The organism is Halovenus carboxidivorans (assembly GCF_009831575.1).
In the GTDB taxonomy this organism is placed as follows: domain Archaea; phylum Halobacteriota; class Halobacteria; order Halobacteriales; family Haloarculaceae; genus Halovenus; species Halovenus carboxidivorans.
Window position 1 is genome coordinate 331678 of sequence record NZ_WUUT01000001.1, and the last position, 25091, is coordinate 356768.

Annotated in this window: 25 protein-coding genes; 9 read left to right on the forward strand and 16 right to left on the reverse strand. The window is 65.6% G+C overall.

Going from position 1 to position 25091, the window contains the following annotated elements; all coding sequences use genetic code 11:
* Positions 1-134: 134 nt before the first annotated feature.
* A complete protein-coding gene (gene ppc / locus GRX03_RS01685) occupies positions 135-2834 on the forward strand; it encodes a phosphoenolpyruvate carboxylase (protein ID WP_159762463.1) in 2700 nt (899 codons plus the stop codon).
* Here ppc and GRX03_RS01690 read toward each other — a convergent pair.
* The 9 genes from GRX03_RS01690 to GRX03_RS01730 all read right to left on the reverse strand — a co-directional run bounded on the left by GRX03_RS01690 (position 2831) and on the right by GRX03_RS01730 (position 8495).
* A complete protein-coding gene (locus GRX03_RS01690; protein ID WP_159762464.1) occupies positions 2831-3511 on the reverse strand; it encodes a MinD/ParA family ATP-binding protein in 681 nt (226 codons plus the stop codon). The genes ppc and GRX03_RS01690 overlap by 4 nt on opposite strands.
* A complete protein-coding gene (locus GRX03_RS01695; RefSeq protein WP_159762465.1) occupies positions 3508-4245 on the reverse strand; it encodes a DUF7857 domain-containing protein in 738 nt (245 codons plus the stop codon). Before GRX03_RS01695 ends, GRX03_RS01690 begins: the two co-directional genes overlap by 4 nt.
* Positions 4246-4270: 25 nt before the next feature.
* The gene (locus tag GRX03_RS01700; protein ID WP_159762466.1) at positions 4271-5119 is read right to left on the reverse strand and encodes a DUF7856 family protein; all 849 of its coding nucleotides are present in this window, start codon (positions 5117-5119) and stop codon (positions 4271-4273) included.
* Complete coding sequence (locus GRX03_RS01705; protein ID WP_368277898.1) at positions 5116-5454, reverse strand: DUF7855 family protein; 339 nt, start codon at positions 5452-5454, stop codon at positions 5116-5118. Before GRX03_RS01705 ends, GRX03_RS01700 begins: the two co-directional genes overlap by 4 nt.
* A gap of 54 nt (positions 5455-5508) precedes the next feature.
* Complete coding sequence (locus tag GRX03_RS01710; RefSeq protein ID WP_159762467.1) at positions 5509-6087, reverse strand: DUF7504 family protein; 579 nt, start codon at positions 6085-6087, stop codon at positions 5509-5511.
* A 68-nt stretch (positions 6088-6155) separates the two neighbouring features.
* Positions 6156-6740 carry a conditioned medium-induced protein 4 gene (locus GRX03_RS01715; RefSeq protein ID WP_159762468.1) on the reverse strand — a complete coding sequence of 195 codons (585 nt, stop codon included), beginning with the start codon at positions 6738-6740 and terminating at the stop codon, positions 6156-6158.
* A 48-nt stretch (positions 6741-6788) separates the two neighbouring features.
* Complete coding sequence (locus tag GRX03_RS01720) at positions 6789-7448, reverse strand: helix-turn-helix domain-containing protein (protein WP_159762469.1); 660 nt, start codon at positions 7446-7448, stop codon at positions 6789-6791.
* Between the two features lie 64 nt (positions 7449-7512).
* Complete coding sequence (locus tag GRX03_RS01725; protein ID WP_159762470.1) at positions 7513-7779, reverse strand: HalOD1 output domain-containing protein; 267 nt, start codon at positions 7777-7779, stop codon at positions 7513-7515.
* A 254-nt stretch (positions 7780-8033) separates the two neighbouring features.
* Positions 8034-8495 (reverse strand): deoxyuridine 5'-triphosphate nucleotidohydrolase, encoded by a 462-nt coding sequence (locus GRX03_RS01730; protein WP_159762471.1) that lies wholly within the window; start codon positions 8493-8495, stop codon positions 8034-8036.
* Positions 8496-8650: 155 nt separating this feature from the next.
* Here GRX03_RS01730 and GRX03_RS01735 point away from each other — a divergent pair, with 155 nt between their 5' ends.
* Positions 8651-10621, forward strand: a complete 1971-nt coding sequence (locus GRX03_RS01735) for an aconitate hydratase (protein WP_159762472.1) — start codon at positions 8651-8653, stop codon at positions 10619-10621.
* 50 nt (positions 10622-10671) lie between these two features.
* Here the strand turns inward: GRX03_RS01735 and GRX03_RS01740 are convergent, their stop codons facing one another.
* Entirely contained in the window at positions 10672-11457 is a 786-nt protein-coding gene (locus GRX03_RS01740) for an SDR family oxidoreductase (protein ID WP_159762473.1), read from the reverse strand.
* A gap of 103 nt (positions 11458-11560) precedes the next feature.
* Between GRX03_RS01740 and GRX03_RS01745 the strand changes: the two genes are divergently transcribed.
* Positions 11561-12520, forward strand: coding sequence for a sugar phosphate nucleotidyltransferase (locus tag GRX03_RS01745; RefSeq protein ID WP_159762474.1), 960 nt, complete (start codon positions 11561-11563; stop codon positions 12518-12520).
* Between the two features lie 45 nt (positions 12521-12565).
* Positions 12566-12802 carry a hypothetical protein gene (locus GRX03_RS01750; protein WP_159762475.1) on the forward strand — a complete coding sequence of 79 codons (237 nt, stop codon included), beginning with the start codon at positions 12566-12568 and terminating at the stop codon, positions 12800-12802.
* On the opposite strand, the gene GRX03_RS01755 is transcribed toward GRX03_RS01750, so the two are convergent.
* From GRX03_RS01755 to GRX03_RS16465, 5 genes are all read right to left on the reverse strand, one after another.
* On the reverse strand, positions 12787-13278 hold the full coding sequence (locus GRX03_RS01755; RefSeq protein ID WP_368277899.1) for a DUF367 family protein: 492 nt from the start codon (positions 13276-13278) through the stop codon (positions 12787-12789). The two genes, GRX03_RS01750 and GRX03_RS01755, sit on opposite strands and share 16 nt — an antisense overlap.
* Before the next feature lie 44 nt (positions 13279-13322).
* A complete protein-coding gene (locus tag GRX03_RS16680; protein ID WP_233739761.1) occupies positions 13323-13637 on the reverse strand; it encodes a hypothetical protein in 315 nt (104 codons plus the stop codon).
* A gap of 106 nt (positions 13638-13743) precedes the next feature.
* A complete protein-coding gene (locus tag GRX03_RS01760; RefSeq protein WP_159762476.1) occupies positions 13744-14094 on the reverse strand; it encodes a nuclear transport factor 2 family protein in 351 nt (116 codons plus the stop codon).
* The gene (locus tag GRX03_RS01765) at positions 14091-15368 is read right to left on the reverse strand and encodes a redoxin domain-containing protein (protein WP_159762477.1); all 1278 of its coding nucleotides are present in this window, start codon (positions 15366-15368) and stop codon (positions 14091-14093) included. Before GRX03_RS01765 ends, GRX03_RS01760 begins: the two co-directional genes overlap by 4 nt.
* A gap of 207 nt (positions 15369-15575) precedes the next feature.
* Positions 15576-15722: a hypothetical protein gene (locus GRX03_RS16465; protein WP_201289153.1), complete on the reverse strand. Its 147-nt coding sequence runs from the start codon at positions 15720-15722 to the stop codon at positions 15576-15578.
* A 103-nt stretch (positions 15723-15825) separates the two neighbouring features.
* On the opposite strand from GRX03_RS16465, the gene GRX03_RS01770 reads away from it, so the two are divergent.
* From GRX03_RS01770 to GRX03_RS01785, 4 genes are all read left to right on the forward strand, one after another.
* Positions 15826-16536, forward strand: a complete 711-nt coding sequence (locus GRX03_RS01770) for a DUF7117 family protein (RefSeq protein WP_159762478.1) — start codon at positions 15826-15828, stop codon at positions 16534-16536.
* A 144-nt stretch (positions 16537-16680) separates the two neighbouring features.
* The gene (locus GRX03_RS01775) at positions 16681-19044 is read left to right on the forward strand and encodes a GAF domain-containing protein (RefSeq protein WP_159762479.1); all 2364 of its coding nucleotides are present in this window, start codon (positions 16681-16683) and stop codon (positions 19042-19044) included.
* A gap of 38 nt (positions 19045-19082) precedes the next feature.
* Positions 19083-19748, forward strand: a complete 666-nt coding sequence (locus GRX03_RS01780; protein WP_201289154.1) for a helix-turn-helix domain-containing protein — start codon at positions 19083-19085, stop codon at positions 19746-19748.
* 66 nt (positions 19749-19814) lie between these two features.
* Entirely contained in the window at positions 19815-20159 is a 345-nt protein-coding gene (locus GRX03_RS01785; protein WP_159762480.1) for a HalOD1 output domain-containing protein, read from the forward strand.
* On the opposite strand, the gene GRX03_RS01790 is transcribed toward GRX03_RS01785, so the two are convergent.
* On the reverse strand, positions 20156-21049 hold the full coding sequence (locus GRX03_RS01790; protein ID WP_159762481.1) for a bifunctional methylenetetrahydrofolate dehydrogenase/methenyltetrahydrofolate cyclohydrolase: 894 nt from the start codon (positions 21047-21049) through the stop codon (positions 20156-20158). The two genes, GRX03_RS01785 and GRX03_RS01790, sit on opposite strands and share 4 nt — an antisense overlap.
* A gap of 141 nt (positions 21050-21190) precedes the next feature.
* Between GRX03_RS01790 and GRX03_RS01795 the strand changes: the two genes are divergently transcribed.
* Positions 21191-24967, forward strand: a complete 3777-nt coding sequence (locus GRX03_RS01795) for a GAF domain-containing protein (RefSeq protein ID WP_159762482.1) — start codon at positions 21191-21193, stop codon at positions 24965-24967.
* Positions 24968-25091 lie beyond the last annotated feature (124 nt).

Genomic DNA, 25091 nt, shown 5'->3' on the forward strand with positions numbered 1-25091 from the left:
ATTCGCTCGAAGTTTGCCCGTTCGGAGCTGTCTCTGTACGGGTTCGTAGATGCGGGTGAGTATCTAACACGATTTTTTGTCCGAATTTCTGAATGTAGGAAGCTATTTCACTCCCGCCTCGATAGTACGTCGAAATGACCCGCTCACAGCTCCACCAGCGGACGCTCGGGGAGGACATCCGCGAATTCGGGGACCTGCTCGGGGAGATCATCAGGGAGCACGGCTCGCCGGAAATCTTCGAGACCGTCGAACAACTCCGGACGGGATCGATCGCATACCGCGCCGGCGAACGGGACTCCCGTGCCGGGCTCAAGGCGACGCTCTCGGAACTCGATACCCACCAGCAGCGCACGCTCGCGCGCGCTTTCACGACGTACTTCGAGTTGACCAACCTCGCGGAGGAGCGCGAGCGCGTCCGGGTGCTCCGGACCGACTCACAGGAGGGCACCCTCGAAGACAGTCTGGAGACGGCCGCGGCCGACCTCGCGGAGGTCGACCCGGAGACGGCCCAGCAGGTGCTCGAGGACGTGTTGATCCAGCCCACCTTTACTGCACATCCGACAGAGGCCCGCCGGAAGACGATCAAAGCGAAACTCCGCTCGATCGCGACCGATCTCGAAACGCTCGACGAGCGCCTGCTCACCGACAAGGAGCGCTCACAGATCCAGCGGGACATCGAGGCCGAAGTGCTCGGGTTGTGGCAGACAGAGCAGGTCCGCGACCGCCGACCCGAACCGGAAGACGAGGCTCGCAACGTCCAGTGGTATCTGGTCAACACCATCTTCGACGTCGTCCCGGAGGTCTACGACGAACTCGAACTCGCGCTCGAGGGGGCGATCGAGGCCGACATCGATGTCCCGAAACTCCTCGAATTCCGCTCGTGGGCGGGCAGCGACCGCGACGGCAACCCGTACGTGACTCCCGAAGTCACGGAGACGACCCTCGACCGCCAGCGTGAGATCGTCATCGAACGCTACCGGGAGCGCCTCGCGGAGATGTCCAGCGTACTCAGCCAGGACGGCGACCGGATCGACGCCGGCGAGGAGATCACCGGTTCGATCGCCGCCGTCGACGACGCCATCCCGGAGGCCCGTCGAGAGGCGAACAAACGCTATCCCGACGAGCCGTACCGACAGAAGGTGATGGTGATGCGTGAAAAACTCAACCGCGTCGGCGACATCCGCCCCGGCGGCTACGCCGACGCCGAGGAGTTCTACGACGACCTCGCGACCATCGCCGAGAGTCTGCGGGAGAACGGCTGTGAGAGCATCGCCGACGCCCACGTCGAGAAACTGATGCGCCAGGTGGAGACCTTCGGGTTGACCCTCGCCAGCCTCGACCTCCGAGACCACCAGCAGAACCACACGACTGCGGTCGCCGAGGCGCTCTCACGCGAGGGCATCCCCTACGCCGACCTCGACGAGGGCGAACGGGTCGAGACGCTCACCGAAGCCATCCTCCAGGAGACGCCGGTGATCGAACTCGACGAGCGCGAGGATCTCTCCGAGACCGCCGCCCGCGTTCTGGAGCGGTTCGAGCGACTGGCCGACTGGCAGCGCGAGTACGGCCAGCAGGCCATCGACACCTACTGCATCTCGATGACCGACGAGCCGAGCCACGTGCTCGAAGTGCTCTTTCTGGCCGACCAGGCCGGCGTCGTCGACCTNCCGGATCACAGCGGACTGGACATCGTCCCGCTTTTGGAGACCGAGCGGGCGCTGTCGGGCGCCCGTCGGATCATGGGGACGCTGTTCGAGAACGAGGCGTACGAACAGGCGCTCGCGGCGCGGGGCAACACCCAGGAGATCATGCTCGGTTACTCCGACTCGAACAAGGAGAACGGCTTTCTCGCCGCGAACTGGTCGCTGTACGAGAACCAGCGCCGTCTCGCGGAGATCACCGACGACTTCGACGTGACGCTGCGGCTGTTCCACGGCCGCGGCGGATCGATCTCCCGGGGCGGCGGTCCGATGAACGACGCGCTGAAGGCGCTGCCGTCGAGTACGATCACCGGCGACGTGAAGTTCACCGAACAGGGCGAGGCTATCTCCGAGAAGTACGGCAACCCGCGGATCGGCGAACGCGAACTCGAACAGATGCTCAACGCGCAACTGTCCGCGCGGAAGGCGGCCATCGAGAACCCCACCGACGACCTCGAACCGGAGTGGGTCGACGCCATGGAGACGATGGCCGACGCCGCCCGCGAGGAGTACCGCTCGCTGCTGAACACCGACGGCTTCGTCACCTACTTCGGTCAGGCGACGCCCATCGACGTGATCGAAGACCTCAACCTCGGCTCCCGGCCCGCCTCCCGATCCGGCGACCGCTCGGTCGAGGATCTGCGGGCGATCCCGTGGGTCTTCTCCTGGACGCAGTCCCGGTGTATCCTCCCCGGGTGGTACTCGCTTGCGACGGGGATCGACGCGTACCTCGACGACGGCGGCGAGATCGATACCCTCCGGGAGATGTACGACTCCTGGCCGTTCTTCCGGACGACGCTGGACAACGCGGCACAGGCGCTGGGCCGGACCGATCTGGATATCGCCCGCGAGTACGCCGCACTGGCCGACGACGACCTGCGCGAACGGTTCTTCCCGCGCCTTGCGGCCGAGTACGAACGCGCCGTCGACCTCGTGACGGAGATCACCCGCCGCGACGAACCGATCGACCGCGAGTGGCTCCGGGAGAGTCTCGACCGGCGCAACCCATACGTCGATCCGCTGAACCTCCTCCAGACCCACCTGCTCGACAGAGAGGGCCGCTCGACGCTGGAAGAGCAGACCCTCCGCATCACGGTCAAGGGCATCGCGGCCGGGATGAAAAACACCGGCTAACCGAGGCTCCGCTCGACTGCCGCGGCCAGCGATTCGAACTGTTCCGTTGCGGTCGCGGAGTCGTCGAGCGCCCGCACTGGCTGTCCGGACCGCTGTGCCTGCGCGACCGTCTCGGAGTCGGGAACCTTGTGAACCGGCGCGCCGAGCGCGCCGGCGAGCCGTCGCTGTCGCTCGGTCTGCGTCCCGATCCGCTCTGGATCGACGCGGTTGAGCGCGACCCGGACCAGCGGCGTGTCGAGCACTCGTGCGAGTTCGCGGGCGCGGACGGCGTCGGCGACTGCCGGCCGGGTCGGCCGCGTGACCAACAGGCAGGCCTCCGCGGCGAGAAGCGGGAGCCCCGCGTCGCTTCGCATCCCGGCCGGCGTGTCGATTACGACACTCCCGTACCGCCGCGCGACCGCCTCGACGGTTTCGACCAGCGCCGTCGGTTCCGCCGCCCGCGCCCCGGCGAGCGAACGGCCGCAGGGGATCATCGAGACGGCTCCGACGTCCTGGACGGCCTCGAACGGGCTGGCCCGGTCGGCCAACACGTCGTGCAGATCCGGGCCGCGTCCGCTCGGGAGGTCGGCCATCCCCAGGTCGGCGTCCACCGCGACCGCGTCGAGTTCGGACGCGAGGTTGTACGCCACCGTCGACTTCCCGACCCCGCCCTTTCCCGCGGTGACTGCCAGGATCATGCGACCCGTTCGAGGCGTTCGACGGGCACGTCGACCGCGTCGAGTCGCCCGGCGAGCCGTTCGGTTCGGCTCACCAGGTGGTCGAGATGCCGACGGTCGGCACGGAGCTGTCTGTCCAGCCCCTCGACCGCTCCCATCCCGCCGGCCGTCCGCACCGCCTCACGCGCACCGTCGACTGTCCCCGACTCGGTCAACTCCTCCGCGGCCGCAATCCGCCGCTCCAGCCCCTCGAAATACGCCTCGATCGCCGGCGGAACGCCGGTTGCCGCCGCGCTCGGGCCGGGGCCGACGCTCCCCCGCTGTGTCGCGCTCGGGTCGGGATCGGCCTCCTGTCGCGCCGACTCCCGTTCGGGAGTATCCGTCTGAACCGCCGATTCCGCAGACGTTCCGCCGGTCGGGACGGCATCCCGGGGCGGCGTCCCGTCACCGAGCGCCCGGATCACGTCCGCCGGATCGACCTCCTCCTCCTCCGGCGGTCGGGTCGTCACCTCCGCCGGGGGGTCGACCCGCTCTGCCGGTGACGCGTACCCGACGACGAGGCGCTCGTCCTCATCTACCTCTGCCTCGAATACCGGCCCGTCCCACCCGGCGGCGGGTCGACCCTGCCGCCGCGGCGGCCACACCGGTCGCAGGGTGCTCTCGACGCGGACCCGCGTCGCCCGCTCGCTCGTGACCGTGAGTTCGACCAGCGTCACCCCGTCGATACGCTCACACGTCCACTCGAGTGTCGCCATGGGGTGGCTGGTCGCGGTCTCGGATTTAAAGTTTGAGGACCGGCCCGCCCAGCCACGCCCGCGCCGCCGCTGCCGACTCGAACTGCGAGGTTTCGAGGACAATCGGGGCGTCGTACTCCGCCAGACGGGCGACCGCCAGCCCCGCGAGGGCGGGTCGGCACTCGAACGGATCGTCGAGTTGCCTCTCCGATAGCTCTCGGACCGCCGCGGCGAACTCGCCTTCGAGTTGGTCGACCAGCGCCCGGCGGGCGTCCCGGCGGCGGTTTTCGAGTTCGTCTTCGAGCGCGAAGCGGCGTTCGCGCTGATCCCGTCGGCGTCGGGCCGCCGCCTGGTGCTGTTCGTGTCGCTGTGTCGCGGCGGTCGCCGTCGTTTCGAGTTCGGCCAACTCCTGAATCCGGCGCCGCAGTTCCGCTTCGAGGTCGTCGGTTTCGAGTCCGTGCTCCCGGGAGGCAGCCAGCCGACCCCGCGTCTCCGCGACGGCTTCTCGCGCCCGCTGTAGTTTCCTCCGCTCGTCCGCGAGCGCCTCGCGGTGGTCTTCGAGGTCGCTCTCCTCGACGGTAATCGACGACAGTTCCGCTTCGAGACGTTCGATCTCCTCGTCGTGCGGGGTGTCGAGTCCACGGGTTCGTCCCGCCACGGCGAGGGCGGTCCGCGCCCGCAGGCCCATCTCCGGCCGGATGTGGCCGACGTACTCGTGGACGGGGGTGGGATCCGCGCAGTCGATCCGAACTGCCGGTTCCTCGCCGCAGTCGGACGGGTGTCCCCCGCCCGGACCGGAGCGAGTAATTGCCGCCCGGATCCGCTCGGCGTCGATCTGCTGTTCGACCGTCACCGCCTGCCCCGACCGCACGACCGACCCGATCCGGCAGATCATAGCTCCGTCTCTTTCATCTGCTCCGGCGAGGGGAACTCGCGTCCGGCGGCAAACGCCGTGTACGGCACCGCCGCCCGGTCGCGGTCTTCGTAGGCCCGCGCGGCCTCGCGGACGGGATCCGGCACCCGCTCGAACTCGTTGAACGGGTCTGTCTGCTCGACCTGGACGGCTTCGCCGTGCTTCTCCCTGAGTCGAATCACCTGAAACGCGGCGAACTCCGTCTCGCCCAACAGCGCGACGCGACCGAACTGCCGGCGGACGATCTCCTCGTGGGTCCGGCAGATGTTCCGCAGCGACTGTCTCGCGTCTCGCGAGTAGGTGATGACCAGCAGCACACCCGACACATCCGTGATCGACTACCTAAATCTATCTATCGTCGGCGTGCTCGTTCAGGGCTCGGATTCCAGAAGCTCGCGGGTGTGTACGGTCGGCTCCCCGTCTCCGAGCGTGACCCGCGCGTCGAACAGCGACGCGATTGCCGCGACGTCTTGGTCGTCGTGCGCGTTCGGATCCATGTGAAAATGCGCCCGGGCGTCGGCCGCGTAGATCTGTCCGGTGATCGCGTGCAGGAACTCGTAGGCCGTCTGCACGTCGACGTACTGGAGCATCGAGGTGAGCGAATCGAAACAGACCGACACGTGGTCGTCGAACTCCGAGAGGAACTGTCCGATACTGATCCCCAATCCCGTCAGATCACTCGGCGTCGATACCGACTCGGTGACGACCCCGCTGTCCTCGATTTCGGCCGAGGCGTCCCCGACGGTGATGACCCCGATGTTCCCGACGGACTCGTCGTCTACCTGTCCAACGCAGACGCTCGCCTGTCGGGTGAAGGTGACGAACAACACGTTCGGCTCGGCGGCGCCGTCGACCAGCAGTGACGTACAGACCTCTCGCCCGCCCCCGATCGACGGCTCTTCGAGCAGGATGTTCGTCGCCCCGTCCAACTGTGTGCGTAGTCCTGCCATTCCTCGACCCAATTGCAGTTACGTAGTCTGTCCTGATATAAACAGTTTTGTCTTTCCCCGCCGCGGCGTTAGAAATCGACGTCCACTTCGGCCCCTTCGGTCGCGCCGTCGAGACCGTCTTCGTGGGTCTCCGCGGCGAGGTGATCGGAGAGTTCGGTGTCGGTCAGTCGCTCCTCGTATGCGGTCCGGAAGCGCTGGCTCACCCGCCGCGAGCGCTCTCTCGTCTCCAGCACCGCCCGGCACCGCCGGATCTCCTCGGCCGTCGTGTCGAACTCCTCCGCGAGCCTCTCGGCCGATCGCTCGCTGCCGCGGATCGCTTCGACGGTCTCCTCGGGTAGCTGCGGCTCCCCATCCCGAAGCAGATGGAGCTCCATCCGCGCCTCGAACACCGTCTCGGCGTCGAGATCGAACCGCTCCGCCAGTTGCTCGTCGTCCGCGCCGTCGTAGAACGCCTCGATCAGCCGACACCGCGTCTCCTCGTCCATCGAGAGCTCGAATCCGAACTTCTCGCGGAGTTGTTCGACCACCTCGGTGAGGTCCCCGTCGGACCCTCCCAGCAAGGACCCCCGGTCCTCCGTCTGGGATTCGGTCACCGTCTCCTCCTCGGAGACCGAGAGGAAGATATCCCTGAGTTCTTCGGTCTTCTCTTCCATCGTTCTCTCCTCTCGTAGAGACTCGTATAAAAATGCTGGTGATCCTTTTTATTGCAGTACGGCGAGGTCGGACTCCTCGTCGTCCGGTTCCGAGACGAACTCGGTGATGATCTTGCTCTCGGCCCGGTGTAACGTCTCGCTCACCGTCGATTTCGCTCGGTCGACGCTCTCGGCTAACTCCGTCAGCGAGCAGGTCCGGGGCGTGTCGTAGTAGCCCTCGCTGATCGCCGTCTCGATGATCTGCTCCTGGGCGTCGGTGAGTAGCTGATCGTCACCCACCTCCTGTTGGATGTAATCGATACTGAAGGAGAGCCCGAGCGCCCGCAACTGCGTCCCGAGTTCGGAGAGGCGGTCGCTGGGGGCAGTCACCTCCCAGGTGAGCGTCCCGTCTTCGAGTTCGACGGGCATCTCCAGGGGGACTCCGGAGTCCCGCGCCGCGAGCAACAACAGCGGTTGTTCGGTCTCGAACTGCACGAGCGCCCGGTCGCCGGGATCGTTGAGCACCTCGACCTCCCGGATATCCTCGGCCGCGCGCATGTCCGCGAGCAACGAGCTTATTTCGGCGCTGTAAATCTCCGCCAGTCCCACCCCCGAATCACCGTCGGAGAGGGCCGCGAGGATCCTGAATCGCCCGTCGGGATACTGCCGGCTCAACTGGCCGATCCAGACCGCTTCGGGGAGCGTGATCTGGAGCCGTGCTTCTGGCATACGTGTGGGTATTCATCTCTGCACCCAACCTCTTCTCCCCGAATATATTGGGGGGTTTATTATATCACCTCTCGACGGTGATCTCTCCGGTCGCGTCGATCGTCACCTCGTAACCTTCGATTGTGACGGTTCGCTCGCCGTCCGCGGACCCATCGATGAGTTGTCGCAGTCGCTCGTGATCGATGTCGTAGTCGGTGTCCCGGAGGTCGGCTTCTTCGAGGTCGGTCGCCGCCGTGAGCGCCTCGGTGATGGCCTCGGTTATCGGCGTCGGGGCCACCCACTCCTCGTCGGTCGCCCGCATGACGTAAACCTCCCCACTCTCAGGGCTCATACACCGTAATACACGCGAGCTATATAAATAGCCCTCGGGTGCTTTCACAGCGAGAAGCCGCGCTGTCGGGTGGTGGCTTCGGGAAAAGGTGCCGGTTGGAGGGTCAGAACTGTCAGAGGCACGGTCCGGGTTACTCCTCCCCCAACCTCGGCAGGAGACAGTTGCGGCGGTGTACATATATGAATATTGCCGGTTATTTCATGCCGTTTATATATGGGTTGTATCACGCCGTGGTATTCCCGGACGGTGAGCGGTCACAGGTTCTCCCCCTGGTAGGAGCCGTCGTACTGACCGACGTGGTCGGCCTCGGCGAGGACGAGTTGTGCGACCCGCGCGCCGGCTTCGAGTTCGATCTCGTGATGGACTTCCAACAGCCCCTCTCCACGGCCCTCGTAGCCGGCGTCCCAGACCGCGGTATCGAGCATACAGGAGTTGCGTAGCAGCGACGACCGCGGGTACAGAAAGCCGACGTGATCCTCGGGGATCCGGACTTGCTCGGCGTACCGGACGATGTAGCCCCCGGGCGAGAGCGTGTAGAATCCCTCCGTGGGGTCGAGTTCCCGACGTTCCCCGACGGTTTTCCCCTCGCGGCTGATCCGCCCCGACGTCGTCTGCTCGAAGACCGCACCCAGCGTGAGGTCGACGCCGTTGGGCTGGATCTGTGTGTCGCGCAGGTCCCCGAGTTGCTCGGCGACGAACGCGCCGCTTCTGAACATGTCCGTTCCGAGGTCGTCGCTACCCAAAAATACTGGCGGTTCGGAGCGCGACGCTGCCGTTCATTTCAGTTACTCGTCCAATCACAGCGATATGTGCGGACAAATACGCGCGAACAACATGATTTATGCGTACGGATAGTCGAAGTGCAAACGCTATGGGACAGACACTAACGGAAAAGATCCTCGATGACCACCTCACGGAGGGCGAACTCGAACCCGGTGAGGAGATCGGCATCGAGATCGATCAGGTCCTGACACAGGACACGACCGGTACGCTCGTTTGGCTGCAGTTCGAGGCGCTCGGCCTCGACGAGGTCCAGACCGAGCTTGCCGCACAGTACTGCGATCACCAGACCTATCAGTTCGACTTTAAGAATACGGACGATCACCGCTTCCTGCGATCTGCGGCCGGTACCTTCGGCGCGTACTTCTCGCGACCCGGTAACGGTATCTGTCACAACGTCCACCGGGAGAACTTCGCCGCGCCCGGCAAGACGCTGCTGGGCTCGGACTCCCACACGCCGACTCCGGGCGGGCTCGGTCAGCTCGCCATCGGATCGGGGGGACTCGACGTCGCCGTCGCGATGGGTGGGGGCTCGTACTACATCGAGATGCCCGAGATCACCGAGGTTCGACTCGAAGGCGAACTGCCCGAGTGGGCGACCGCCAAGGACGTCATCCTCGAGATGCTGCGTCGCCTCTCCGTCAAGGGCGGCGTCGGCAAGATCTTCGAGTACACCGGTCCGGGCGTCGAGACGCTGTCGGCGCCGGAGCGGATGACGATCACTAACATGGGTACCGAACTCGGTGCCACCTCGTCGATCTTCCCGACCGACGAGCGCACCGAGGAGTACCTCGAGAAGGTCGGCCGTGCCGACGAGTACAGAGAGCTGCAGCCCGACGACGACGCCGAGTACCACGACTCGATCACCATCGACCTCAGCGACCTCGAACCGCTGATCGCGCAGCCGTCGATGCCGGACAACGTCGTTCCGGTCAGTGAGGCCGCGGGCACGGACGTCGAGCAGGTCATCGTCGGTTCCTGTACCAACGGTGGCTACGTCGACATCCTCCCGGCCGCGAAGATGCTCGAAGGCCGCTCCGTCGACCTCTCGACGGAGATGATCGTCGCGCCCGGTTCCAAGAAGTCCAGCGAGATGCTGGCCCGACAGGGCTGGACCGCCGAGATGATGGCCGCCGGTGTCAACTTCTCCGAGGCGACGTGTGGTGCCTGTATCGGCATCGGCCACGTCCCCGGTTCGGACTCGGTCTCGCTGCGTACCTTCAACCGGAACTTCGAGGGTCGCTCGGGAATCGAGGACGACAACGTCTACCTCTGCTCGCCGGAAGTGGCGACCGCGGCCGCGATCAAGGGCGAAATCGTCGATCCGCGCGACCTCGCGGACGAACTCGGCGACCTCGAAGCGCCCGGGCTGGAACTGCCCGAGGCCTACGAGGGCGCGGAGAACGACATCATCGAGCCCGACGAGGCCGTCGACGACGAACTCATCAAGGGGCCGAACATCGGCGACGTGCCGCTGAAAGACCCCCTCGACGCCCACCTCGAAGGCGAGACGCTGCTGAAGATGGACGACAACATCACGACCGACCACATCATCCCTGCGACCCAGGACATCCTGATGTACCGGTCGAACATCCCGAAACTCTCCGAGTTCACGCTCTCGCGAGTGGACGACACCTTCGCGGAGCGTGCCCTCGAGAGCGACGGCGGCTTCCTCGTCGCCGGCGAGAACTACGGCCAGGGCTCCTCGCGTGAGCACGCGGCGCTCTGTCCGATGTATCTCGGCGTCGAGGGCGTCCTCGCACAGAGCTTCGCACGGATCCACCGCGCGAACCTCTTCAACTTCGGGCTCCTGCCACTGGAGATCGACGAGGACACCTACGAGCAGATCGAGCAGGGCGACAACATCGAGATCGTCGACGACGTCGCCGAGGCCGTCCGCTCGGGCCAGGAGGAGTTCACCATCCGCGTCAACGACGACTGGGAGGCGACGGGCATCCTCGAAGCCTCCGACCGTGAGCGAGACATCCTCGCCGCCGGTGGGAAACTCTCCTACGTCAAACAGCAGCACGACGACGGCGCCTCGGCGCCCGCAGACGACTAACTCGCTACCGGATTCGCTCTTTTTTGCCCGTACTGGTTCGCCGGTGAGGCTCAACTCCGCATCGAACCGCCGTCGACCGGCACGGCGGCACCGGTGACGTAGCTCGCACGCTCGCTAGAGAGGAAGGCGACCACGTCGCCGAGTTCGCCCGGTTCGCCGATCCGGTCCAGCGGCACGTCCGCGGCCCAGTCCTCGTAGCCGGCCTCGTAGTCCTCGAACTCGCCGCGTTCGACCGCCGCCTCGATCAGGTTCTCGATCCGGCTGGTCTCGTGTGCGCCCGGCAGGACGGCGTTGACCCGCACCTCGGGTGCGAACTCCCGCGAGAGCGTCTTGACGAGGCCGATCACCGCCCGCCGGACGGAGTTCGAGAGCACGAGGCCGTCGATGACCTCCCGCACCGACCGCGAGGTGATCGCGACGGCCGTGCCCGCGTCACTTTCTTCGAGATACGGACGGCTCTCCCGGAGCGTCCAGACGGCGCTCATCACGAGCAGGTCGTAGGCGTCGTACCAGTCGTCGTCGTCCATCGAGGAGAACGGCCCGCTCGGCGGACCGCCGGCACTGGTGACGACGTGATCGATCCCGCCGAGTTCCTCGGCAGTCTCTTCGACGAACGCGCTGACGTGATCCGGGTCGGTGATGTCCGCCTCGACGGCGAGTACGTCGCCGTCACCCGCTTCCCGGAGTTGCCGTTCGGCAGTTTCGAGGTTGGCCGTCGTTCGACCGCAGACCGCCACATCCGCTCCTTCGGCCGCCAGCGCCGTCGCGCTCGCGAGGCCGAGACCGCTGCTTGCTGCCGTGCACAGTGCCGTGTTACCGTCGATCCCGAGATCCATATCCGGAGTGTCGGCCGACGGCCACTAAGCCCTGTCTCTCCCGGCGACAAGTTCGGCTCCCCGAACAGAAACGCATATACGCGCCGGATAGCAGGATGAGAGTATGGAGGCAGTCGTGCTTGCCGGCGGGTACGCGACGCGATTGTGGCCGATCACCCGCCACCGCCCGAAGATGTTGCTCCCTGTCGGTGAGCGGACGGTCATCGATCGCATTCTCGCGGAACTGGAAGACGACGACCGGATCGAGACCGTCTATCTCAGCACAAACGAGCGGTTCGCGGACACCTTCGCGGACCACCTCGCGGACTCCCCCTTCGAGAAACCTCAACTCAGCGTCGAGGAGACCACCGAAGAAGACGAGAAGTTCGGCGTTATCGGTGCACTCGCCCAGCTCGTCGACCGCGAGGGCATCGCCGGAGAGGATCTCCTGGTCGTCGCGGGCGACAATCTCATCAGTTTCGATATCTCCGCGTTTCTCGATTTCTTCGCCGAGGAGCGAACGCCGACGCTGGCGGCCTACGATGTCGGGACGCCCGCCGACGCCAGCGAGTACGGCGTGATCGACCTCGACGGCGACCGGGTCCAGTCCTTCGAGGAGAAACCCGACGAGCCGCCCAGTTCGCTCGTCTCGATCGCCTGTTACGCGTTCCCGGGCGAGGACGTTCGCTTCGAGGAGTACCTGGCGGGAGACAACAACCCCGACGAACCGGGCTGGTTCATCCAGTGGCTCCAGAGCCGTCGGCCGGTTCGGGCGTTCACCTTCGACGGCGCGTGGTTCGACATCGGCACGCCGGAGGGGTATCTCGACGCCGTCGCGTGGGCGCTGGACGGCGAGAACGTCATCGACCCCGGCGCGACCGTCGAAAACACCGAACTCGGGACGAACGTCCACATCATGGACGGCGCACGGGTCTCCGACTCCTCGCTCGATCGGACGCTCGTCTTCCCGGACGCAGTCATCTCCGAATCGGCGTTCCGGGAGTCGATCATCGACTGCGAGGCGGAGGTCAACGGCCTGGACCTCGCCGGTGCGTTGATCGGCGCCCACAGCGAACTGCCCTGAAACGCAGTGCTTTACTCGCTCGGCGCTGTCTACAGCATCACCGCGATGGATCTCAATCAGGACATCTTCGTTCGACTGCTGCTCGGCGCGTTCGGATTGACGCTGTTGGCGTTTTTCATCCGCGGGCTGAGCCTCGCCTTCGCCGGTGCCAACACTGCCGCAACGCTGTCGACGCCCGTGTTCATTCTCGCGATCCTGTGCGCCTTCGCCGGATTCGTCCTCGCGGTGGTCGTCAAGGCGCAGTCACTGATCGGCGGGGAGTCCACTCAGTCGACCAGATAATCGTCCTGCACGTCGAGCACCTCCGCCGAGTCCGCACAGTCGGCGTACCGCCGCAGCGGTTCGGCGTTGAGATCGAGAAACGTCTCGCCCCACCGAAACTTCGAGAGGATCTCCTCCGCCTGCGCGGATTCGCCGAGAATCCACAGCGCGCCCGCGAAGGCCTCGACAGTGTTCAACTGGAAGGGCGTGCCGTAGTTGACCGGGTTCCCCGCCACGAGGAAGGGCAGCGACCGCTGCGGGCCGTCGAGATCGAACGCCTCCTCCTGTGCCGTCTCCCAGGAGCAGTCCAGCGCGATCAGCCGCTCGGCGTCCGCGTCGGCCGGCGACAGCGCCCGCTCGGCGAAGGGGTTGAGGACGATCCCCGGCGGCGTCGCCGGCGTCGACCGATGCAGTTCCGCGAGACCGAAGCGGGCGAGCTTTCGGGCCGTACACTTCTCGGGGTCGTCGTCGCCCTCGTATCGGACGTGTAACTCCACACGCTCGTTACCGACTGCCCGGGCAAAAACCGCTCGCTCGACGGTCACTCGCCGTTCTCCGACTCGACCCGGTCTAACAGATACAGATCGAGCAGCGACAGCAGCATGATCGAGCCGGGAAACGCCACGTTCATCGCCGAGAGCTCGCCGTTGAGCACGCTCGTCACGAACGGTTCGGAGGCGCTGACCGTGTACGTACTCAAAACGAGCGTGCAGACGAACAGCACCACCCACGCCAGTCCCCGACGGAACCGACGCCTGTAGAGGTGGCCGAACCCGGCCACTAGGAGCGTCAACCCCACAGCCACCGCCATGTGGAACTCGGTAACCGGGAGTCCCGTCTCTCTCTGTGTTTCCATATCCGCGAAAGTTGTGCGTATGTTTGATTGCGCTCCGTATTTAAGTTCTTGGGCTCATTCTGTCGGTTGTCTGTCAGACCGGGGTCTGACAGCCGGTGCCGGCCGTTCAGTCGGTGTAGGTTTCGATCCGTTCGATCCGTTCGTCTGACAGAGTGAACAGATCGACGAACCCGGTGATCGTCTCCCCGTCGGCGACGAGTCGTCCCCTCACCGCGAGGTCGCTCCCGTCTGTCGCCCGATAGATCCGCTCGATTGGATGGGTGGTCTCCGTCATCGGGCGACCGTCGCGCATGAACGACAGGAACTCGTCCCTCCCGGTCAGCGTCATCTCCGGTCGCTCGTGGACGAACTCCTCCGATAAGATCCCCGCCAACTGGTCGTAGTTCTGACTGTCCAGGCTCTCGTAGTAGGTCCGTACGAGTGCCTCGCCGTCGGTCGTCTGTGGGTGCTCAGTCATAGTGAATCCGGAACTCCGTGGTCTCCGGTGTCGTCGCTCTGTTGTTCGTCCTCCTGATCCTCCGCTGTCGGGTCTGTCAGTTCGAGATCGACGTCGTCATCGGCATCCCCGGTCGCGGTGCCCGCTTCGGGTTCGTCCGGGATCTCCTGCTCCGGCTCGGGGTCGGACAGGTCCGCCGCTTCGGTCTGTTCTTCGAGTTCGGCCGTGATCTCTTCGAGTTCCTCGTCGTCGATCTCTGCGCCGGCCCCCTCGTCCTGCCGGTCGCCGGCAGCCCCCCCGTCGACGGTCTCCTCCCGGCTATCTGTGCCGAGTCGGTCGTCGATGTCGGCGTCGAGCGTCGCCGCCGGTCCGTCAGTCTCGGCCAGGTGGACGGGGCGCTCGTCGTCCTGTTCGGCGGGGTCGTCTTCGGGCGGCATCTCGTCGGGATCCGGCGGCTCGTGGAGGTCTCGCGCCGTTTCGAGCGGGGCTTCCGCGTCGCCGCGGAGGGAGTCTCCCCTCGCGCCCTCTCCGCTGGCGAACGCGCTCGCGGAATCAGCGAGCCAGTCGGCGGCCCGCCACAGGGCCTCGGCTTTCTCCTCCGCGCGCTCGAAATACGTCCGTGTCTCCGCGCTCCCGGCGAACCGGACCGCCGTATTGAACTCCTCGCCCGCCTCGTCGAACTCCTCTGCGGCCTGTGTGAAATCCGTCTGGGCCATCATCCACTCGTGGTCCTCGTAGGCGTTCATGGCGCTGGTAAACGCCCGCCGACCCTCCATGTAGTGGGCGTGTCCGACCCGGTACCGCGACTGGGCGGTTTCACTGTCGCCGATGTCCTCGACGGCCTCTCGTAGTTTCTCGGCCGCCGGCACGTCTTCCGGGTGCGCCCCGGCCCAGGTGTACTGGACCGTCCCGGCGTGATCGACGACGATCACCGCTCGGGTCGCGAGATAGCCCGCCCGGTCGTCTTCGACCGCGACGCCGTAGGCGTCCGCGACAGTCCCGCGACTGTCCGACAGAAGCGGCATGTGGAGGTCGTACTCCTCGGCGAAGGCCCGGTGGCTGTAGACGCTGTCACCGGATATGGCGAGCACCTGCACGTCTTTCTGCATCGTGAACAGATCGAGCGCGTCGAGTCCGGTCTCGCCCCCCGAGCAGGCGGGGTTGAAATCGCCGGGGTAAAACGCCAGGATGACGACCTTCTCGCCGAGGATCCCGTCGAGATCGAGATCGACGATCTCGCCGTCTCTGACCCCCGGTAACGTAAACGACGGCGCCTCGTCGCCCGATTCGATCATTACCTCTCTCTTTCCCGGTATTCGTACTTAATACTGTGCCCGCGGCTACCGAGTGTGAAAACGGAAAGGAAAGCGCCCGCGGGAAAAAACCGCGGGCACTTGCCGCCCTGAATTGGTCCCCGCTGACGCTTCGGCCCTCCAGACGAAGCGTCATGTGAAACAATCAGAGGCAGAGTATTAAATGTAATGGCTGCGGGTCGCTTTGCGTCACATGTGCTCCTCTTCGAGCACCCAGCCGATTGCCCGCTTGTAGTAGGTGAACATCTGTCTCACACCTTCGTGGTCCATGTCTTCGGATTCGAGCTGCTCGGTGAGAAACTCGTACTGCTCGCGGATTTCCTCTTCGTCACGCATACCCGTATGTACGACCGGACACATCAAAACGTTTCGTTCAACGGATGTGTTGGCCCCGCGCCAGGACGGCCGGATATATGCGTCCGGACCCGCAAGCGTGGGTATGAACATCCGCGGCAACCGCAAGTGTACGGCCTGTGGGGCCCGGTGGTCGTACTACGAGACCGGCGACATCGCCTGTCCGGAGTGTGGGAGCCTCAAAAGCGTCGGGACCGACGAGCGACAGCTACACACCGCCGGGACGGCCGACCTCGACCTGACGGGAGTCGTCGCAGACATCGATACCGTTTCGACCCGAGAACTCGCAGACAGCGCGGGCGAGGAGGTCGCAAGCTACATCCGGACCGTCGGCTTCATCGACGCCGGAACGCTCCAGCCGCTGTCGGAGACCTACGTCGGTGCCTGTGAACTCCGCCGTGTCAGCACGACCCTCGGCCGACTGCTCGAAATCAGTACGGACGAGGAACTGTACTTTCTCTCCCTGCTCCGTGGTGTCGCCGACGGCGAGCGACCGCCTCCGAGCGAGGTTCCAGAGACGTTCCGCCCCGAGCGCGGCCTCGCCGCGACGGCCGCCGTCGACGCCTACCTGACCGACCTTCGACGCGTCTACGACGACCGCGAACAGCCAGTCGACCAGGCGCTGTCCTGGGTCAGCACGCAGAAAAAGCGGATCGAAGCCCTCGACGGCGATGTCGACCCGACGGAGGCCGACCGCCTCGTCAGAACGGTCCAGGATATCGGCCGGTATCTCCGGACGGAGGACGAATCCGCACTCGCTCGCGCCCTGGACAGCGTCGACACGGAAATTCGTTGATCCGGGGGGCGTGCGCCGTCTCTGTTCTGGCCGAATGATTAAACACGCTGCCGTTAGAGGTATGAGACAGGGTGACGTTCGCGGATCCGCTCAGCGGCGAGCGGACGAGCGCGGCCGACCAGGCGCGCAGGAGAGGGGACTGGTATGACAACAGGACAACGACGAACTGAGACGCTATACGAGATTTCGCTGGCTATCCGGCAGCGCGGCTCGCTCGCGGAGACTGCCCGAGCGGCCCTGTCGGCGTACGTCGATCACCTCGACTGCTCGGCGGGGGCCGTCCTCGAACGCACGACCGGGCCGTCCTACGACCTCGTCGCCGCCGTTCCGTCGGACGCGACGGACTTGGAGGCGTACGAACAGGCCCACCGGCGACTACAGCGACGGAGGGACCGAACGGACCGGGAGCGGTTTCCACTGTCGGCTCGCTCCTCGGACGAGACTCGGTACTGGCTGTTCGAGCTTCCGGGATTCGGTGTGGTTTTCCTCGCCGGCGACGCGCTCGACCGGCAGACGGCACACGCCCTAGATGCGGTCAACGAGCAGTTCGCGGCCGCCTGTCGCAACGCCCGCGAGACGGAACAGCTCCGGGCCGAGCGCGACCGGTTCGAGGCCATCTTCGACGCGATTCAGGAGCCAATCGTCACCGCCGTCTACAAGGACAACGAGCCGATCATCCGGCGGGTCAACGATACCTTTCTCGACGTGTTCGGCTACGACGAGGCCGAGGTCATCGGGATGAGCGTCAACGATCTCATCGTCCCCGACGACCAGACTCAGCGGACCGAGGCCAGGGGCATCGACGAACAGCTCGCCAGCGGCGAACCGGTCACCCGCGAGATTCGTCGCCAGACGACCGACGGGATGCGGGATTTCCTCCTCCGTGCCGTCCCCGTCGACGCCGACGACAGCAACGAGTACGTCGGCATCTACGTCGACATCACCACGAAGGGCCGCCAGCGCCGCTTCGAGTGGCTCTACAACGAGACCCGAGAGATCCTGGCGAGCAAGGACACCGAGACGATCTGTGAACACACCATCGCTACCAGCCGCGAACTGATCGACTTCTCGCGCGCGGCAGTGTATCTCTACGACCGGGACGAGGAGGCGCTCGTCCCCGCGGCCACGACCGGCGGCAGCCACGAGTGGGAACAGTACACCGACGACGGAAGCGTCGCCTGGGATGTCTACCGGAGCGGCCCGCGGTGGTTCGAGGATCTCTCGAACTGCGAGCGGACCGTCCCCTGCGGGGAGAAACACGGCAGCGCGCTGTTCGTGCCGCTGGGCGAGCACGGCGTGTTGATGATGTCGACCGACGAGCCCGGGAGCTTCGAGGAGACCGACTTCCAGGTGGCGAAACTGCTCGCGGTCATCGTCGAGACGGCGCTGGACCGGGCGCTGCGCGAACAGGGGCTCGAAGAGATCCAGTCGATCACCCGCCGGATTCTCGACGCCGAGGACCACGAAGACGCCGCCCGGGGCGTCCTCGATCAACTGCCGAACGTCCTCGACATGCCGATCTCCTCGATCTGGCGGTACGACGGCGCCGACGACGCCCTCGAACCGATCGCGATGAGCGACGGGGCGCTCGAACTCGTCGACGAGGTCCCGACGTTCTCCGGCGACGAGAGCATCGCCTGGCGCGCGTTCAACGACGGCGAGACGAAACTCGTCTCGGACGTTCCCTCCCACGGGGCCGTCTACAACGAGGAGACGCCGCTGCACTCGGAGATTATCATGCCGCTGGGTGATTTCGGCGTACTCGTTACCGCGTCGACCCGCCGCGGGAGTTTCTCCGAAGGCGAGCGTCGGTTGCTGGAGACGCTCGCGGCCAACGTCGAGACGGCGATGCGGCTCGTCAGCCGGCGTCACGAGCGGGATCTGCTCGACCAGGTGATCGCGCGGGTCCTGCGGCACAACCTCCGCAACGACCTCAACGTGATCCAGGGCCACGCCACGGCGCTGACCGACCACGAGGAGAGCCGGGCCCACGCCGAGGCGATCATCGAACACTGTGAGAACCTCCAGAAGACCGCCCAGAACGCCCGGCGGATGCGCGAAATCGTCGAGTCGAGCGGCGAGACGACGACGCTGTCGCTCCCGGAAGCGGTCGATCACGCGCTGCGCCGCATCACCGACCACTTCCCCGATACAGACCTCACCGTCGAAGTCGAGTCGACGCCGCGGATCGTCGCCCACCCCGCGCTCCCGACCGCGATCGAGCAGTTACTCGAAAACAGCATCGAACACGGTCGAAGCTCCGACGCGGCCGTCGGCATCCGCGTCTTCGAGGAGGGGGATACGGCCGTCGTCGAGATCACCGACGACGGCCCCGGCATCCCGCAGGAGGAACTCGATATCCTCGATCAGCACGGCGAGTCCGCGCTCGAACACGGGAGCGGGGCGGGGCTGTGGATGGTCGACCGCGTCGTCGAGTACTCGAACGCGACTATCGAGTTCAACACCGACGACGGGACGACCGTTCGGCTCCGCTTCGACGCCGCCTGACCCCCGGTTTTCATTACAGATACTGATGCAGATACAATGTGACGGCGATCGCAGAGTTCACACTCGCGCCGACAGCCTTCCCGCTGGGCCGAGTTTTCGAGGAGTATCCCTCGGTCCAGCTCACACTCGACTGTGTCGTCCCGACCGGAGACACGATGCTGCCGTATTTCTGGATCAGCGCCCCCGAAGAGGAGCTGTCGGAGATTCTGTCGCTGCTGGAGACGGTCACAGAGGTTCGTTCGGTCGAGCTTCTGGACACGGTCGACGGAGAGGGGCTGTTCGAGATCGACTGGCGTCCCGACCATCTCGGGCTGTTGGAGGCGCTCGCCAGGTGTGGCATCACCGTCCTCTCCGCGGACGGGTCGGCCCACGGCTGGCTGTTCGAGCTTCGCAGCACCGACCGAGCGGAGTTCGCCTCCTTCCAGCGACACTGCCAGCGCCTCGGTGTCCCGGTCTCACTGGTCCACATCTCCGATCTGTCCGAGCTAAACGTGGGCACTGTCAACTGTCTCACGCCGCCCCAGCGCGAGGCGCTCGAACTCGCGTACAGAGAGGGTTACTACGACGACCCGCGCGGAGCGACGCTCGCCGCGCTGGCGGAGGAACTCGATATCTCCCGGCAGGCCCTTTCGGATCGGCTCCGGCGCGGCTACCGCACGCTCATCAAACAGGGACTGCTCCACCACGACCCCCGAGATAGCTGACCGCACTTAATACGGTTACTTATGCAAACCCGCAATTAAGCCGGCTGGATCCCATCGGTACGCACGATGTCAGAGGACGATCCACACATCTCTGTGTCAGTTTCTGAATTGTCTGGAGAGCAGTCACCGAGTCAGCAGATCATCGAACTGGTCGGCGAACACTCCGATACGCCGCTCGTTCCCAACGGCGAGGCGGGGCCAGATCAGGTACTTCCGCCGCTGCACTCCGTCGTCGATACGGAGGCGCTCGATTCGCTGATCGACTCTGTTCTCGACGGGCCGACCGACGGACGCGTCGAATTCTCCTATCACGGCTACACGGTGGTCGTTCGCATCGACGATCCGTCGTCGACAGTCCACGTACAGCCCACACAGCCCGCCGAGCCGTGTTCACCCAGCGCCGACGATTAGGGTAACGCGACGTCGATTCCTTCCTGGAGACCTGTCGCCTTGACCGTGTTGTACAGAAGCATCGCCCGGGTCATCGGCCCGACACCGCCCGGGACGGGCGTGATCGCGCTCGCTTTCTCGCTGGCGCTGTCGAACTCGACGTCACCGACGAGTTCGTACCCCTTGTCGGTGTCGGCGTCGACGCGGTTGATTCCGACATCGATCACGACGACGCCCTCCGAGAGCATCGACCCGTCGATGAACTCCGGGATCCCGGTCGCGGCGACGAGGATGTCCGCGTCCCGCGTCTTCTCGGCCAGGTCGTCGGTCCGGGAGTGACAGATCGTCGTCGTCGCGTTGCCGCCGGGGGCCTTCTGGATGAACAGGTTGGCCATCGGCTTTCCGACGATCCGCGAGCGACCGACCACGACGGCGTCTTTGCCTTCGGTCTCGATTCCCTCCGCTTCGAGCAGTTTCTGGATCCCGTGGGGGGTACAGGGCTTGTACCGGGGGTAACCGGCGACGAGGCGGCCGACGTTCTCGGGATGGAAGCCGTCGACATCCTTCATCGGGTCGATCCGTTCGAGCACCTCGCGGTAATCGACGTGCTCGGGCACCGGCGACTGGACGAGGATCCCGTCGACATCGTCGTCGTCGTTCAGTTCGTCGATGACGTCGAACAGCTCCGAGGCGGGCTCGTCCACGTCGAGTTCGATGTCCCGGGCGTCGATACCGAGTTCCTCGCAGTCGTTTTGCTTCATCGCGACGTAGGTCTCGCTCGCCGGATCGGGACTCATCAGTACGGTCGCCAGCGTCGGCCGGTGGCCGCTGTCAGCCAGAGAGTCCACCGCCGCCTGTAGCTCCGAGCGCAGATCCGCGGCGATTTCTTCTCCGTCGATCAGCTCTGTCATATCAAATACAGCGGGACCGCGAGTCTTGAACGTCCCGGATTCCATTGCGTGGTGATAATTACAACTTTATGTAGTTGCAGGGCATAGTGTTAGTTCAGTAATACTGTTCACTTCTGAGTGAACGGAAGGGGTGTCCACCGAATGCACGCATCGATTGGGGCTGCGACAGTCGCATACGTCACAGCGGCGCAATCGGAGATCGAACTCGACCTGGAGGCGACGACGGTCTCGCTGCCGGCCGAACCGGAGGATGTCGGCCGGCAGCTCTCGGCGGAGGTGTCCTGCGTGCTGGTCGCGGCGGATATCCCTCCCGAACAGGCGCTGGCCACGGTCCGTGCGATCAGACGTGACAACCCCTCCCTGCCCGTGATCGCGTTCGCGGGCGACCGCGACAACCCGTTTACCGACCGGCTCTTCCAGGCCGGAGTGAGCGATGTCTTGCAGTCGACGGCCGAACAGACGCCGACGACACTGCTCCGGCGACGGATCGAGGCCGCGACACAGGAGGGGGCCTTCGAGACCGAGCGGCGCTCGCTTCTCGAACGGTACGAGACGCTTCTGGACACGGCCGGTGACGCGATCTACCAGGTCGACCTCGACGGCTACATCGTCGAGGCCAACGAGGCCTCGGCCGATCTGCTCGGCTACGACCGCGAGGAGATCACCGGGACACACATCTCGGAGTTTCTCGACGAGGAATCGCTCCGGCGGGGCCAGGAACTCGGCCGGCAGCAGTTGGCCGGTGAGATCGACGACGTGACGACGGTCGATCTCACGTTCGACCCGCGGGAGGGGGATCCCATCCCCTGTCGGGCGCGCATCTCGGCGATCCGCGAGAACGATTCGGTCGTCGGCTGGGTCGGCGTCTCGCGGGACGTCCGGGAGCAACGCCGCCGGGAGGCGGAACTCGAACGGACCCGCGAGCTACTCGCCAACGCCGAACGTCTCGGTGATGTCGGGGTCTGGGAACTCGGTCCCGACGACGACCGGCTGTTCTGGTCGGAGGGTGCCCGCCGTATCCGCGGCGCGAGCGACGACCTCAACCCGACCCGGGAGAACGTGCTGGAGTTCTACCACCCCGAGGACCGCGACCGGATCTCGGAGCTCGTCCAGCACTGCGAGGAGACCGGCGAGGAGTTCAGCACGGAGGCGCGAATCATCACGTCCGACGGCGAGCAACGCTGGGTCCACCTCCAGGCCGAGGGGATCGAGACCGGCGGCGACGCCTACAACGTCCGCGGCTACATTCAGGATATCACCGAACGAATCGAACGCGAACAGGCCTTACAGGCCGAGCGCGATTTGATCGAACAGATCCTCGAGATCAGCCCTATCGGCATCGTCTCCGTCGACACGGACGGCCGCATCGTCCGAGCGAACGAGCAGGCCTCGGAGATTTTCGGCACGCCCGAACGCTCGCTCGAAGGCGCGTTCTACACCAGCGAGGACCTCCGCGTGTTCACTCCCGACGGGACTGAACTCGAACCCGGGGAGTATCCGATCACCCGCATCCTCGAAGACGGCGAGGAGGTGCTCGACGAGCGGCTGGTCGTCGAACGGCCCGACGGCGAACGCCGCACCATCGCCCTCGACGGCGTCCCGCTCCGCGAGGACGGCGAGATCCGACAGGCGATTCTCACCGTCGACGACGTCACCGAAGACGTCGAGCGGGAGACGCGGCTGACCGAACAGCGCAACGAACTCGCACAGCTCGATCACATCAACCGGATCATCCGCGGCGTCGACCAGGCGCTTCTCGGCGCCGAGAGCCGCGAGGAGATCGTTCAGGCGGTCTGTGATCACCTCTCCTCCTCGAACCGCTACCGGTTCGCTATCGCGGTCGATCTGGTCGACGGTCGCCTGGAGCCGGAAGCGTGGGCCGGTCCCGCCGAGGAGTACATCGAGACCATCTCGCCCACCGATCCGGGCAGCGTCGAGACCTGGCCGGCGACGAAAGCCATCGAGGACCAGACCGTCCACGCGATGCAGAACATCGCCGACCCGGTCGAGTTCGCCGAGGCCGACTGGCAGGACGCGGCGCTGGACGCGGGCGTCCGGTCGGTCGTCGCCATCCCGATCGTCTACGAGGACCAGTCCTACGGCGCGATCACCGTCTACGCGCCCTTCGAGAACTCCTTCACCGAGCGGGAACTGGACGTGCTCGGAGAACTCGGTGACACCGTCGGCTACGCCATCGCGGCGGTCAAACGCCGGGAGCGCGAGGAGATCCTCACGTCGCTGTACGAGACGACGCAGGACCTGTTGGCCGCCGAAACCGAACAGGAGGTGACCGACGCCGTCGTCGACGCCGCGAGCGAGGTGCTGGAGCCTCCGGGGATCGGTATCTTCCTGTTCGACGACGACCGCAACGTCCTCGCGCCGGCCTCGACCACCGAGGAACTGATGAGTTACTACGGCGAGGCGACGGAGTTCGGGCCGGGGCGTCCGGACGCGGTCACCTGGCACGCCTACGCCACCGGCGAGACGCAGTTCTATCACGATATTCGTGAGTCCGACCACATCGCCTACCCGGAGACGGACGCCCGCAGCACGCTGTTGATCCCGCTCGGGGAACACGGCGTGTTCGTCGTCTCCTCGCCCGAGCGAGGCGTCTTCAGCGAGGAGAAACGCCGACTGATCGGCCTGCTCGCGACGACGACGGAAGCGGCGCTGGATCGGGTCGCCGGCCGCGCGGACATCCGCGAGCGCGACCGCGAACTCGCGGCCCGCGCCGAACGCGTCGACCGACTCGAGCACTCGCTGGGCCTGCTCCGGGGGACGGTCGATCTCCTCGGACAGACGAGCACCCGGGCCGAACTCGAACGCCGGACCTGCGAGCAGATCGCAGCCGCCGAGGAGTACGTCTTCGCGTGGATCGGCAGCGTCCCGCCGGACGAGGAGGCCGTCGACCCGTCGACGTGGGCCGGCGACACGGACGGCTACCTCGACAACGTCTCCCTCGAGTTCGGCAGCAACGAGCCGGCCGTTCGGGCGGCACAGACGGACGACCCCGTCGTCGTCTCCGACGCGACCGACCAACTCCAGACCCGCGAGTGGGCGCGCCAGGCCGTCGATCGCGGCGTCCAGTCCGTCGCCGCCGTGCCGCTGGTCCACGGCGAGACGACATACGGCGTCCTCGCCGTCTACGCGAGCGAGCCGGACGCCTTCGACGAGCCGGTTCGATCCGTGCTCACACAGCTCGCCCGGACGGTCGCCTACGGGATCAACGCAATCGAGACCAGCCAGGGCGTGCTCGCCGAACAGCTCACAGAGCTAGAGCTGTCGATCGAGACGCCGGGAACCTTCCTGAACGCGGTCGCCAGGGTCGCGGGCCAGCCGGTGACGTACCGCGAGATCACCCCGGAACCCGGCGGCAGCGCCCGCGTGCTGTTCGCACTCGACGACCCGCCGGTCGAGGAGATCCTGGCCCTGGAGTCGGAGTTCGTCACCGTCGACTTGCTGACCCACATCGAACGCGGCGGCGAACAGCTGTTTCGCGCGACGCTGTCCGGACAGACCGTCGCTGCGGTCCTGCTGGACTGCGGTGCGATCCCCCGACGCGTCGTCGCCGAAGCCACCGAGACCCGGGCGGTGCTCCGGCTCTCCCGTGAGATCGACGTGCGAGTCTTCCTCGACCGCGTCCGACAGCAGTATCCCGACACGGAACTGCTCTCCCGGAAAGATGTCGAGCGAACGCAGGCCGAGGAGACTGCCATGGCCGCCGCTATCGAGGAGAAACTCACCGACCGCCAGCGCGAGGTGCTGGTGACGGCCTACGAGAGCGGCTTCTTCGAGTCGCCCCGGGAGACCACCGGCGAACAGCTCGCCGAACTACTGGACCTCTCACAGCCGACGGTCACTCACCATCTCCGCGAAGCACAGCGTCGACTCTACGCGACGATGCTCGACGACGAATGAGGCCGAACAGCCCGTTTCGACCGCGAACACGGGAAGGTTTCTAGATGTTTAGCCCCCTCTCGCGACCCTCTCTTACATCTTAGCAAACATTTCTATAGTTACTACACACATACGATGAGATGGC